We start from the raw sequence: 12,113 nt of genomic DNA, 5'->3' as shown, positions 1-12,113 counted from the left end.
ATGGCGTACGGTACAGCGTACGATTCGGCGGTGCAAGCCGGTTGGCGGCCGAAGTGGTGTGACGTGGGTCGCTGCGCGCGCAACTAACAAGCAGGCTTGACTGTTTGTTAGTTCGGCGGAAGACTCTGCCGGCATGGGCGCGCCGACCAGGCAGAGGCAGGCTGACCGCAGCCGTGAGACGCGGCGCAAGCTGATGGTGGCCACCGTGGACGCGCTGGTCGAACGTGGCTGGGCCGGGACCACCACCACCCTGGTCGCCCAGCGCGCCGGAGTGTCCAGGGGCGCGCAGCTGCACCACTTCCGGACCCGCGGCGAGCTGGTCGCGGCCGCGGTGGAGTACGTGGGCGCGATGGGCGTGGAACAGCTGCGCGCGCAGGCCGCGAGCGCGCCCGCCGAGGGCGGGCACACCGCCGCGGTGGTCGAGCTGCTCGCCGACTTCTACGCCAGCCCGCTGTTCACCGCGGCGCTGGAGCTCTGGGTCGCCGCCCGCACCGACCCGGAGCTGCACGAGCTGGTGCTGCCGTTGCAGGCCCGGCTGGGCCGGGAGACGCATCGGCTGGCCCTGGAGCTGCTCCGCGTCGACGAGTCCAGGCCCGGGGTGCGGGAGGCGGTGCAGGCCACGCTGGACCTGATCCGCGGCCTGGCGCTGGCGAACCTGCTCACCGACGACGGCAAGCGCCGCAAGCGGATCGTGCGGCAGTGGGCGGCCATGCTGGATGACGCGCTGGGAGGGCAACGCCGATGAGCACGCTGACCGGACTGCTGGCCGATCTCGACGCCGAGGGCGGTGACCTGGACCGCCTCGTCGCCGGACTCGACCTGGCCGGGCTGGCCACGCCGACCCCTGCCGAGGGCTGGACCATCGCGCACCAGCTCGCGCACCTGGCCTGGACCGACCGGCAGGCCATCCTGGCCGCCACCGACCCGGCCGGGTTCGCCGAGTCGCTGAAGACCGCGAACCCACTGTCCTTTGTGGAGGAAGGCGCGGCCGAGGGGGTCGGCGAGGAGCCGGAGTCGCTGCTCGGGCGCTGGCGGGCCGGGCGTAACGCGTTGCGCGAGGCGCTGGCCGCGGTGCCGCCGACGGAGAAGATCCCCTGGTTCGGGCCGCCGATGAAGGCCACCTCGATGGCCACCGCGCGGATCATGGAGACCTGGGCGCACGGGCAGGATGTGGCCGACGCCCTGGGTGTCCGGCGCGAACCCACCGACCGGCTGCGGCACATCGCGCACCTGGGCGTGCGGACCATGGGGTTCGCCTTCGCGGTGCGCCAGGAACCGTTGCCGGACAAGCCGGTCCGGGTCGAGCTGACCGGACCCTCAGGCGACCGGTGGGAGTGGGGACCGGAGGAGGCCGAGGACCGGGTCAGCGGGTCCGCGCTGGAGTTCTGCCTGCTCGTCGTGCGCAGGCGCAACCCGGCCGATGTGAAGCTCAGCGTCACCGGGGCGGTGGCGGCCAAGTGGATGAGCATCGCGCAGGCCTTCGCCGGGCCGCCGGGAGCCGACCGCGAGCCGGGGCGGTTCGATGACTGACGAGGTGCTGCGGATCGGCAACGCCTCCGGCTTCTACGGCGACCGGTTCAGCGCGGTTCGCGAACAACTATATGACGGCGAACTGCATATCCTCACCGGCGACTATCTCGCCGAACTGACCATGCTCATCCTCGGCCGGGACCGGCTCAAGGACCCCTCGCTGGGCTACGCGCGCACCTTCCTGCGCCAGCTGGAGGACAGCCTCGGCCTCGCCATGGAACGCGGGGTCAAGATCGTCACCAACGCGGGTGGGCTCAATCCGGCCGGGCTGGCCGCGGCGCTGCGGACGCTGGCCGGAAAGCTGGGCCTGGACGTCCGGGTCGCGCACGTCGAAGGCGACGACCTGCGGCACCGGGCCGCCGAACTCGGCTTCGGCGAGCCGCTGACCGCGAATGCCTATCTCGGTGCCTGGGGTATCGCGGAGTGCCTGCGCGCCGGGGCCGACGTGGTGGTCACCGGACGGGTCACCGACGCCTCCCTGGTGGTCGGACCCGCCGCCGCGCACTTCGGCTGGTCGCGCACCGACTGGGACGCGCTGGCCGGGGCCACGGTGGCCGGGCACGTGCTGGAATGCGGCACCCAGGCCACCGGCGGCAACTTCGCCTTCTTCGCCGACCTGCCCGACCTGCGCAAGCCGGGGTTCCCGATCGCCGAGCTCGCCGCCGACGGCAGTTCGGTGATCACCAAGCACGAGGGCACCGGCGGCGCGGTCACCGTGGACACCGTCACCGCGCAGCTGCTCTACGAGATCGCCGAACCGGCCTACCTCGGGCCCGATGTCACCACCCGCTTCGACACCATCCAGCTGGAGCAGGCCGGGCCCGACCGGGTGCGGATTCACGGGGTGACCGGCGCGCCGCCGCCGGAGCAGCTCAAGGTGTGCCTGAACCGGCTCGGCGGGTTCCGCAACGCCACCACGTTCGTCCTCTGTGGACTGGACGTGCAGCGCAAGGCCGACCTGGTGCGCGCCCAGCTGGAGCAGGCGGTCGGCGGGCAGGGGCTGACCTGGACGCTGGCCCGCACCGACCGGGCCGACGCGGACACCGAGGAGACCGCCAGCGCGCTGCTGCACGCCACCATCAAGGACACCGACCCCAAGCGGGTCAAGGCGTTCTCCCGCTCGGCGATCGAGCTGGCGCTGGCCTCCTACCCGGGATTCCACGTGACCGCGCCACCCAGCGACGGCACCCCGTTCGGCGTGTACTCCGCCGCCTACGTGGACCGCGCCGAGGTGACGCAGGTGGCGGTGCTGCCGGACGGGAGCCGGGTCGAAGTCCAGGAACCGGTGGGAGAGCAGCTCTCCGCGTCCTGGACCGACAGCGGACCCGCGCCGTTCGGGCGGCACGAGCCGACCCGGCGCGGACCGCTTGGCCGGATCGCCGGGGCCCGCTCCGGGGACAAGGGCGGTGACGCCAACCTCGGCGTGTGGGTGCGCTCGGAACCGGCCTACCGCTGGCTGTTCCACCACCTCACCGTCGAGCGGCTCAAGGAACTGCTGCCGGAGTGCGCGGAGCTGACCGTCGAGCGGCACGCGCTGCCGAACCTGCGCGCGGTGAACTTCGTCCTCCGCGGCCTGCTCGGCGACGGGGTGGCCTCGGCCACCCGGTTCGACCCGCAGGCCAAGGCGCTCGGCGAATGGCTGCGGGCCCGGGTTGTCGACGTGCCGGAGGTGTTGTGGTGAACGAGATATCCGACCCGTTCGGCACGCCGGAGCGGCGGGCGTTACGGGAGACCGTGCACCGGTTCATCCAGCGGGAGGCCGTGCCGCACCTGGCCGACTGGGAACGCGCCGGGGAGGTGCCACGCTCGCTGCACCGGGCCGCGGCCGCGATCGGCCTGCTGGGCATCGGTTTCCCCGAGGAGGTCGGCGGCAGCGGCGGCGACCTCCTGGACATGGTGGTGGTCAACGAGGAGGTGCTGGCCGCCGGTGGCTCCTCCGGGCTGCTGGCCGCGCTGTTCACCCACGGCATCGCGCTGCCGCACATCGTGGCCGCAGGTGGCGCGGACCTGGTGGAGAAGTTCGTGCGGCCTGCGCTGGCCGGGGAGAAGATCGGTTCGCTGGCGGTCACCGAGCCCGACGGGGGTTCGGACGTGGCCGCGCTGCGCACCACCGCGGTGCGCGACGGGGACCACTTCGTCGTCAACGGGGCGAAGACCTACATCACCTCCGGGGCGCGCGCGGACTTCGTCACCACCGCGGTGCGCACCGGCGAACCCGGCTACGGCGGGGTGAGCCTGCTCGTGGTGGAGAAGGACACGCCGGGGTTCACCGTGAGCCGCAGGCTGGAGAAGCTGGGCTGGCACTGCTCAGACACCGCCGAACTGTCCTTTGTGGACGCACACGTACCGGTGGGCAACCTGGTGGGCGGGGAGAACGCCGGGTTCGCCGAGCTGATGCGGCAGTTCCAGACCGAGCGGATCACCCTGGCCGTGCAGGCCTACGCCACCGCCCAGCGCTGCCTAGATCTGAGTGTCCAGTGGGTGAAGGCGCGGGAGACCTTCGGCCGCCCGCTGGTCAGTCGCCAGGTGGTGCGGCACCAGCTGGTGGAGATGACCCAGCGGATCGAGCTGGCCCGCACCTACACCCGCTCGGTGGCCGCCCGCGCCGCCGCCGGGCAGGAGGTGGTGGCCGAGGTGTGCCTGGCCAAGAACGCGGCGGTGGCCGCGTGTTCGTTCGTGGCCGACGCCGCGGTGCAGCTGCACGGCGGGTTCGGGTACATGCGGGAGGCCGAGGTGGAACGGCACTACCGGGACGCGCGGATCCTGGGCATCGGCGGCGGGGCCAGCGAGGTGCTCGCCGACCTCGCGGCCAGGCGATTGGGGTACACGGCATGACCGTCTTGAAGTCCACAGTGGACACCGCGGCGCCGGAGCACGTGGCGAACCGGGAGGCCATGCTGGCCAAGCTCGCCGAGCTGGACGCCGAACACGCCAAGGCGCTGGCCGGTGGCGGCGCGAAGTACGTGGACCGGCACCACAAACGCGGAAAGCTGCTGCCACGCGAACGCATCGAGCTGCTCCTCGACGAGGACTCGGCGTTCCTGGAACTCTCGCCGCTGGCCGCCTGGGGCACCGACTACACCGTGGGGGCCAGCCTGGTCACCGGGATCGGCGTGGTCAACGGGGTGGAATGCCTGATCACCGCGAACGACCCGACCGTGCGCGGCGGCGCCAGCAACCCGTGGACGCTGAAGAAGTCCTTCCGGGCCATGGACATCGCGGTGGCCAACCGGCTGCCGGTGCTCAGCCTGGTCGAGTCCGGCGGCGCGGACCTGCCCAGCCAGAGCGAGATCTTCATTCCCGGCGGCCGGATGTTCCGCGACCTCACCAGGGCCTCGGCCGCCGGACTGCCCACGATCACCCTGGTCTTCGGCAACTCCACCGCAGGCGGCGCCTACATCCCCGGCATGTCCGACCACGTGGTGATGGTCAAGCAGCAGGCCAAGGTCTTCCTCGGCGGGCCGCCGCTGGTGAAGATGGCCACCGGCGAGGAGTCCGACGACGAGGAGCTGGGCGGCGCGGAGATGCACGCCGCGGTCTCCGGCCTGGCCGACCACCTGGCCGAGGACGAGCGGGACGCGCTGCGCATCGGCCGGGACATCGTGGCCCGGCTCAACTGGCGCAAGCTCGGCCCCGGTCCGAGCCGGGCCAGCGTCGAACCCCGCTACGACGCCGAGGACCTGCTCGGCATCGCGCCCAGCGATCTGCGGCTGCCCTTCGACCCGCGCGAGGTGATCGCCCGGCTGGTCGACGGCTCGGAGTTCGACGAGTTCAAACCCCGCTACGGCACCAGCCTGGTCACCGGCTGGGCCAGCCTGCACGGCTACCCGGTGGGCATCCTGGCCAACGCGCGCGGCGTGCTCTTCAGCGCGGAGGCGCAGAAGGCCACCCAGTTCATCCAGCTGGCCAACACCGCCGACGTGCCGCTGATCTTCCTGCAGAACACCACCGGCTACATGGTCGGCAAGGAGTACGAGCAGGCCGGGATCATCAAGCACGGCGCGATGATGATCAACGCGGTGTCCAACAGCACCGTGCCGCACCTGACCGTGGTGATGGGCGCCTCCTACGGGGCGGGCAACTACGGCATGTGCGGGCGGGCCTACGACCCCCGGTTCCTGTTCACCTGGCCCAACGCCAAGTCCGCGGTGATGGGACCGGCCCAGCTGGCCGGGGTGCTCTCCATCGTGGCCAGGCAGGCCGCGGCGGCCAAGGGCGCGCCGTACGACGACGAGGCGGACAAGAACCTGCGGGCCATGGTGGAGGGGCAGATCGAGGCGCAGTCGCTGGCCCCGTTCCTGTCCGGGCGGCTCTACGACGACGGCGTGATCGACCCGCGAGACACCAGAACGGTGCTCGGCATCTGCCTCTCGACCATCCACAGTGGACAGGTCAGCGGCACCAGGAACTTCGGCGTCTTCCGGATGTGAGGTCCCCCAACGTGATCACCCGAGTCCTGGTCGCCAACCGCGGCGAGATCGCCCGCCGCGTGTTCCGCACCTGCCGTGCGCTGGGCATCGGCACGGTGGCGGTGTTCTCCGACGCCGACGCCGAGTCCCCGCACGTCACCGAGGCCGACCTCGCGGTCCGCCTGCCCGGCCTGACCCCCGGCGAGACCTACCTGCGGGCCGAGGCGCTGATCGCGGCCGCGCACAGCAGCGGGGCGGACGCGGTGCACCCCGGCTACGGCTTCCTGTCCGAGAACGCCGAGTTCGCCCGCGCCGTCCTCAACGCCGGGCTGGTGTGGATCGGCCCGCCGCCGGAGGCCATCGAGGCCATGGGCGCGAAGGTCGAGGCCAAGAAGCTGATGGCCGAGGCCGGGGTGCCGGTGCTGCCCGAGCTCGACCCCGGGGACGTGACCGAGTTCCCGTTGCTGGTCAAGGCTTCCGCCGGCGGCGGCGGCCGGGGCATGCGGATCGTGCGCGCGCCCGAGGAGCTGGCCGGGGCGGTGGCCGCGGCGCGGGCGGAGGCGGCCAGCGCCTTCGGTGACGGCACCGTCTTCTGCGAGCCCTACCTGGAACACGGGCGGCACGTGGAGATCCAGGTGCTCGCCGACGCCCACGGCGCGGTGTGGGCACTGGGCGAGCGGGACTGCTCGGTGCAGCGCCGCTACCAGAAGGTCGTGGAGGAGTCGCCCTCGCCGGCGGTGGACGAGGCCCTGCGCGAGGCCATGTCCGCGGCGGCGGTGGCGGCGGCGCGGGCGATCGGCTACCGGGGCGCGGGCACCGTGGAGTTCATGGTCTCGGCCAAGGGCGAGTTCTACTTCCTGGAGACCAACACCCGCCTCCAGGTGGAGCACCCGGTCACCGAAGCCGTCTTCGGCGTCGACCTGGTCGCCTGGCAGCTCGCCATCGCCGAAGGCAGCCCGCTGCCCGCCGAAGGGCCGGTGCCGCGCGGACATGCCATCGAGGTCCGGCTCTACGCCGAGGACCCGGCCGCGGACTGGCGGCCCGGCAGCGGACCGCTGCACCGCTTCGCGGTGTCCGGAGTGGACAGTGAGTTCACCGGCACCGGCGAACGCGGACTGCGGCTGGACGCCGGGGTGGTGGACGGCTCGGTCATCAGCACCCACTACGACCCCATGCTGGCCAAGGTGATCGCCTGGGCCCCGACCCGCGCCGAAGCCGCCCGCCGGCTCGCCGCCGCACTGGCCGGGGCGCGCATCCACGGCCCGGCCACCAACCGGGACCTCCTGGTCCGGGTGCTGCGCGACGCGGACTTCCTGGCCGGTCGGGTGGACACCGGTTTCCTCACCCGCCCGGGACTCGACCTGCCACTGGCCGAGGAGCGCGGGGTGCGGATCTCCGCGCTGGCCGCCGCGCTCGCCGAGGCCGCGGCCAACCGGGCCGCCGCCACCGTGCAGCCGCGCGTGCCCGCCGGATGGCGGAACCTGCACTCGGCCAACCAGGTCAAGACCTACGACAGTCCACAAGGGACGATCGAGGTCGAGTACCGCTTCACCAGAAACGGGATTATTACCGAGAACCTGTCCGAGGTGAACGTGGTCTCCGCCGCGCCGGAGTCGGTGGTGGTGGAGGTCGACGGGGTGCGGCGCACGCTGCACGTGGCGCGCTACGGCGACCAGGTGTTCGTGGACTCGCCGTTCGGACCCGTGACCCTGCGCCGGTTGCCGCGCTTCACCGAACCCGGCGCCGCGCACGCCGAGGGATCACTGCTCGCGCCGATGCCCGGCACCGTGGTCGCGGTCACCGCCGCGCCCGGCGACACCGTGCGCGCCGGGCAGGAGCTGCTGGTGCTGGAAGCGATGAAGATGCAACACCCGGTGCGCTCGCCAGCCGACGGCGTGCTCACCGAACTCGCCGTGACCGCGGGCGCCCAGGTCGAGGCCGGGGCCGTGCTCGCCGTGATCGAACCCGCCCCGACCGGGCCGAAGCCGATGGAGGACTGACGGACATGGACTTCCGGGAGACCGACGAACAGCGCGCGCTGCGGGCCTCGGTGGCCGCGCTGGCCGCCAAGTACGGGCACGGCTACTGGGTGGAGAAGGCGAAAGCGGGGGAGAGGACCACCGAACTGTGGGCCGAGGCCGGGCAGCTCGGCTACCTCGGCGTCGCCGTGCCCGAGGAGTACGGCGGCGGCGGGGGCGGCATCACCGAACTGGCCATCGTCTGCGAGGAGCTCGCCGCCGGGGGCTGCCCGCTGCTGCTGCTCGTGGTGTCCCCGGCCATCGCGGCCACCGTCATCGCCAACTCCGGCACCCCGGAGCAGAAGAAGAACTGGCTGCCCGGTTTCGCCGACGGGTCGCTGAAGATGTCCTTCGCCATCACCGAACCCGACGCGGGCTCCAACTCCCACCGGATCGTCACCACCGCCCGCGCCGACGGCGACGGCTGGCGCCTGAGCGGCGGCAAGTACTACATCTCCGGGGTCGACGAGAGCGACGCGACCCTGGTGGTGGCCCGGCTGGAGGACGCGCGCACCGGCAAGCTGCGGCCCGCGCTGTTCGTGGTGCCCACGGACGCACCCGGCTACTCCTACCACCCCATTCCGATGGAGATCACCTCCCCGGAGCGGCAGTTCACCCTGTTCTTCGACGAGGTGAAACTGCCGGCGGATGCCTTGGTGGGCGGGGAGGACGCCGGTCTGGCCGCGTTGTTCGCCGGGCTGAACCCCGAGCGGATCACCGTGGCCGCCTACGGTTGCGGCATCGGGCGGTACGCCTTGGCCAAGGCGGCCGACTACGCGCGCACCCGAAAGGTGTGGGACTCGCCCATCGGTTCGCACCAAGGGATCTCGCACCCCCTGGCCAAGGCGCACATCGAGGTCGAGCTGGCCAGGCTGGCCACCCAGCGCGCCGCCTGGGCCTACGACCAGGACGACCCCAGCGCCGCCGAGTCGGCCAACATCGCCAAGTACGCCTCCGCCGAAGCCGCCATCGCCGCGCTGGACGCCGCCGTGCAGACCCACGGCGGCAACGGGATGGCCACCGAGTACGGGGTCGGCACCCTCTACGGCGCGGCCAGGGTCGGGCGGATCGCGCCGGTGAGCCGGGAGATGATCCTCAACTTCGTCGCCCAGCACACCCTGGACCTCGGCAAGTCGTACTGACACGGTAGAAGGCCCACCCGGCAACGACGCCACCGGAGGTCGCCATGATCCACCGCAGCCCGCTCCCCGACGTCGAGATCCCCGATCTGCCGGTGCACACCTACGTGCTGGCCGGGGCGCGGGAGAGGGGCGACCACCTGGCGGTGGTGGACGGGAGCAAACCGGACGGGATGCGGCTGACCTACGGCCAGCTGGACGCCGCGGTCGGCAGGCTCGCCGCGGGCCTGCACCAGGAGGGGCTGGGCAAGGGCGACGTGCTGGCCTTGTTCAGCCCCAACACGGTGGCCTACCCGGTGGTGTTCTACGCGACCACCACCCTGGGCGCGGTCGTCAGCACGGTCAACGCCTTGTACACCACCGAGGAGCTGACCACCCAGCTGCGCGACTCCGGCGCGAGGTTCCTGGTCACCATCTCGCTGTTCCTCGACCGCGCGGTGCCCGCGGCGAAAGCGGCCGGGATCGAACACGTCTTCGTCTGCGACACCGCCGAGGGCCACCGCTCGATCCTGGAGCTGATGGCCACCGACGGACCGGTGCCGGAGGTGGAGATCAACCCGGCCGAGGACGTGGCGGTGATGCCCTACTCCAGTGGCACCACGGGCAAGGCCAAGGGCGTCATGCTGACCCACCGCAACATCGTGGCCAACATGGCCCAGGCCGGCGGGATGCAGCCCACCGGCCCGGAGGACCGGATCCTGGCCATCCTGCCGATGTTCCACATCTACGGCATCACCGTGCTGCTCAACCACGCGTTGCGGTGCGGCACAACGGTTGTCGTGCTGCCCCGGTTCGAGCTGGAGCAGTTCCTCACCGCGCTGGCCGAGCACCGGGTGACCAAGGTGCCGGTGGCCCCGCCGATCGTGCTCGCCCTGGCCAAACATCCCATGGTCGACCGCTTCGACCTCTCCGCGCTGAAGTCCGTGCTCTGCGCGGCCGCCCCCCTCGATGCCGACACCGGCCACCTGTGCGCCACCCGGCTCGGCGTGCGGATCACCCAGGGCTACGGCATGACCGAGCTGTCCCCGGTCTCCCACGTGGTCCCCGACTCCGATGAACACCCGCCCGAGGGCACCGTCGGCAAGCTGGTGCCCAACACCGAATGCCGCATCGTCGACCCGGCCACCGGGCAGGACACCGACGGCGCCGGCGAGCTGTGGATTCGCGGGCCGCAGGTGATGAAGGGCTACTTCGCCAGGGGCGCGGACACCGCGGCGATGATCGACGAGGACGGCTGGCTGCACACCGGCGACATCGGCCGGGTGGACGCCGAGGGCAACTTCTTCATCGTGGACCGGCTCAAGGAGCTGATCAAGTACAAGGGCTACCAGGTGCCGCCCGCCGAGCTGGAAGCCGTGCTGCTCTCCGATCCCCGGGTCGCCGACGCCGCGGTGATCGGGGTCCGCGACGCCGAGGGCGAGGAGGTGCCCAAGGCGTTCGTGGTGCGCGCGCCGGGTCAGGAAGCCTTGGCGGAGCGGGAGGTCATGGAGTACGTGGCCGGGAAGGTCGCGCCGTACAAGAAGATCCGGGTGGTCGAGTTCATCGACGCGGTGCCACGGGCGCTGTCCGGGAAGATCCTGCGCCGCGAGCTGCGCGGCCGCTGACTCACTCCAGCGGGGTCTCGGTGGGCCGCAACGGCCCGGAGAACCGGGGCCCCGCCAGGGTGCGGCCCAGCCGGCCAAGGCCGGTGCGCACCGGCTGGGCCAGGTACTCCCCGAGCACCACGCCCGCGGCCAGGGCCAGTCCGATGCCGGCCGCCAGCATCAGCGACTGCGCGCCCTTGCCGATGTTCTGGTCCACCGCCAGCTGGAACAGCGCGTGGTAGGTGGTCAGCCCCGGCAGCAGTGGGGTCAGCCCGGAGACCGCGATGATCAGCGGCGGGATGCGCAGCCGCCGCGAGATCGCACCGCCGACGAACCCGATCAGGATGGCCGCACCCGCGGAGGCGATGACCACGTCGGTGCCCAGCACGGTCAGCACCCCGTAGGACGCCGTGCCCGCCGCGCCCGCCAGCCCGGCCACGAACAGCGCGCGCAGCGTGGCGTAGCTGGCCCAGGCGAAGCAGAACGAGGTCAGGCCACCGGCCACGATCATCTGCGGCACGTGCGCCAGCAGCGGCGGCGGCGGTTCGGCCACCGAGATGTGCAGACCCTGGGAGACCGCCAGCCGCAGCACCAGCAGCACCCCGATGACCAGACCGGCGGTCATCAGCAGCACCTCCATGGCGCGGCCGGCGGCGGTGACGTTGTAGCCGGTGATCGCGTCCTGCACGGTGCCCACGATGGACAGCCCGGACAGCAGCACGATGATCCCGGTGGCCACCACCAGCGACGGCCGGACCAGGTGGCTGCCGGGATCCATCGCGTGCACGCCCAGCGCCATGCCGGTGGCCAGCACCCCGCCGATCACCTGCTGGAAGAAGAACGGCAGCGCCAGCCGGTTCACGATCCGGCCGACCCGGTCGATCACCGCGGTGGTGAACGCGGCGATCCCGGCCAGCAGCGGCCCGCCGCCCAGCAGCACCGCCACCGCCGCCGCCATCGCCGCCCAGGCCAGCGTGGACACCCAGCGCGGGTACGGGTGCGGCGCGGTGGAGACCGCCTCCAGGCCGGTGAGCGCCTCATCGGCGGTGATCTTGCCCGCGGTGATCTCCCGCACCAGGCGCTCCAGCGCGGTCAGCCGGGTGTAGTCCAGGCTGCGGGCGCGCACCACGCGGGTGGTGGTCACCGGGGCGGCCAGGTTGCCGCGGTGGCAGCAGGCGGTGATCGAGGTGAACGTGACGTCCACGTCGGTGGTCGGCAGGCCGTAGGCGTTGGTGACCGCGAGCATGGTGGCGGTGACGTCGGCGGCCCCGGCCCCGCAGGCCAGTTGCAGCTCGCCGATGCGCAACGCCAGGTCCAGCACCTGGTGCACTGTGGAGGCATCCGGCACCTTCGGTCCGTGCAACATGGCACTCATGATCGCCGGTTCGACCCGTTCCCGCCGCAGCAGAAGTCCCCGCAGACCCACCACACACC

General features: G+C 72.1%; 9 protein-coding genes. 8 read left to right on the top strand and 1 reads right to left on the bottom strand.

The annotated features are described in order from the left end of the window. The first annotated feature begins 133 nt into the window (after positions 1 to 133). The 8 genes from M8C13_RS23130 to M8C13_RS23095 are packed head-to-tail and all read left to right on the top strand — an operon-like array spanning position 134 to position 10,700. The gene (locus M8C13_RS23130; protein ID WP_252482761.1) at positions 134 to 745 is read left to right on the top strand and encodes a TetR/AcrR family transcriptional regulator; all 612 of its coding nucleotides are present in this window, start codon (positions 134 to 136) and stop codon (positions 743 to 745) included. Further along, the gene (locus tag M8C13_RS23125; protein WP_252482760.1) at positions 742 to 1,530 is read left to right on the top strand and encodes a TIGR03084 family metal-binding protein; all 789 of its coding nucleotides are present in this window, start codon (positions 742 to 744) and stop codon (positions 1,528 to 1,530) included. The genes M8C13_RS23130 and M8C13_RS23125 overlap by 4 nt, the downstream gene beginning before the upstream one ends. Continuing rightward, entirely contained in the window at positions 1,523 to 3,211 is a 1,689-nt protein-coding gene (locus M8C13_RS23120) for an acyclic terpene utilization AtuA family protein (RefSeq protein ID WP_252482759.1), read from the top strand. Before M8C13_RS23125 ends, M8C13_RS23120 begins: the two co-directional genes overlap by 8 nt. A gap of 5 nt (positions 3,212 to 3,216) precedes the next feature. Next, the gene (locus M8C13_RS23115; RefSeq protein ID WP_252482879.1) at positions 3,217 to 4,365 is read left to right on the top strand and encodes an acyl-CoA dehydrogenase family protein; all 1,149 of its coding nucleotides are present in this window, start codon (positions 3,217 to 3,219) and stop codon (positions 4,363 to 4,365) included. Further along, entirely contained in the window at positions 4,362 to 5,960 is a 1,599-nt protein-coding gene (locus M8C13_RS23110) for an acyl-CoA carboxylase subunit beta (protein WP_252482758.1), read from the top strand. Before M8C13_RS23115 ends, M8C13_RS23110 begins: the two co-directional genes overlap by 4 nt. Before the next feature lie 11 nt (positions 5,961 to 5,971). Beyond that, entirely contained in the window at positions 5,972 to 7,939 is a 1,968-nt protein-coding gene (locus tag M8C13_RS23105; protein WP_252482757.1) for a biotin carboxylase N-terminal domain-containing protein, read from the top strand. 5 nt (positions 7,940 to 7,944) lie between these two features. Continuing rightward, positions 7,945 to 9,099: an acyl-CoA dehydrogenase family protein gene (locus M8C13_RS23100; protein ID WP_252482756.1), complete on the top strand. Its 1,155-nt coding sequence runs from the start codon at positions 7,945 to 7,947 to the stop codon at positions 9,097 to 9,099. Between the two features lie 44 nt (positions 9,100 to 9,143). Beyond that, positions 9,144 to 10,700: a 4-coumarate--CoA ligase family protein gene (locus M8C13_RS23095; RefSeq protein ID WP_252482755.1), complete on the top strand. Its 1,557-nt coding sequence runs from the start codon at positions 9,144 to 9,146 to the stop codon at positions 10,698 to 10,700. Between the two features lies 1 nt (position 10,701). Here the strand turns inward: M8C13_RS23095 and M8C13_RS23090 are convergent, their stop codons facing one another. Then, positions 10,702 to 12,045, bottom strand: a complete 1,344-nt coding sequence (locus M8C13_RS23090; protein WP_252482754.1) for a threonine/serine exporter ThrE family protein — start codon at positions 12,043 to 12,045, stop codon at positions 10,702 to 10,704. Positions 12,046 to 12,113 lie beyond the last annotated feature (68 nt).

This window comes from Crossiella sp. SN42 (genome assembly GCF_023897065.1).
Classification (GTDB): domain Bacteria; phylum Actinomycetota; class Actinomycetes; order Mycobacteriales; family Pseudonocardiaceae; genus Crossiella.
Note: the sequence above shows the minus strand (reverse complement) of the source record. Positions and strands in the feature narration are given on the sequence as shown.

Bases quoted from the DNA above. Each gene is read 5' to 3' on its own strand.
- M8C13_RS23130 (WP_252482761.1), top strand. From the start codon at position 134: ATGGGCGCGCCGACCAGGCAGAGGCAGGCTGACCGCAGCCGTGAGACG.
- M8C13_RS23125 (WP_252482760.1), top strand. From the start codon at position 742: ATGAGCACGCTGACCGGACTGCTGGCCGATCTCGACGCCGAGGGCGGT.
- M8C13_RS23120 (WP_252482759.1), top strand. From the start codon at position 1,523: ATGACTGACGAGGTGCTGCGGATCGGCAACGCCTCCGGCTTCTACGGC.
- M8C13_RS23110 (WP_252482758.1), top strand. From the start codon at position 4,362: ATGACCGTCTTGAAGTCCACAGTGGACACCGCGGCGCCGGAGCACGTG.
- M8C13_RS23100 (WP_252482756.1), top strand. From the start codon at position 7,945: ATGGACTTCCGGGAGACCGACGAACAGCGCGCGCTGCGGGCCTCGGTG.
- M8C13_RS23095 (WP_252482755.1), top strand. From the start codon at position 9,144: ATGATCCACCGCAGCCCGCTCCCCGACGTCGAGATCCCCGATCTGCCG.
- M8C13_RS23090 (WP_252482754.1), bottom strand. From the start codon at position 12,045: ATGTTGCACGGACCGAAGGTGCCGGATGCCTCCACAGTGCACCAGGTG.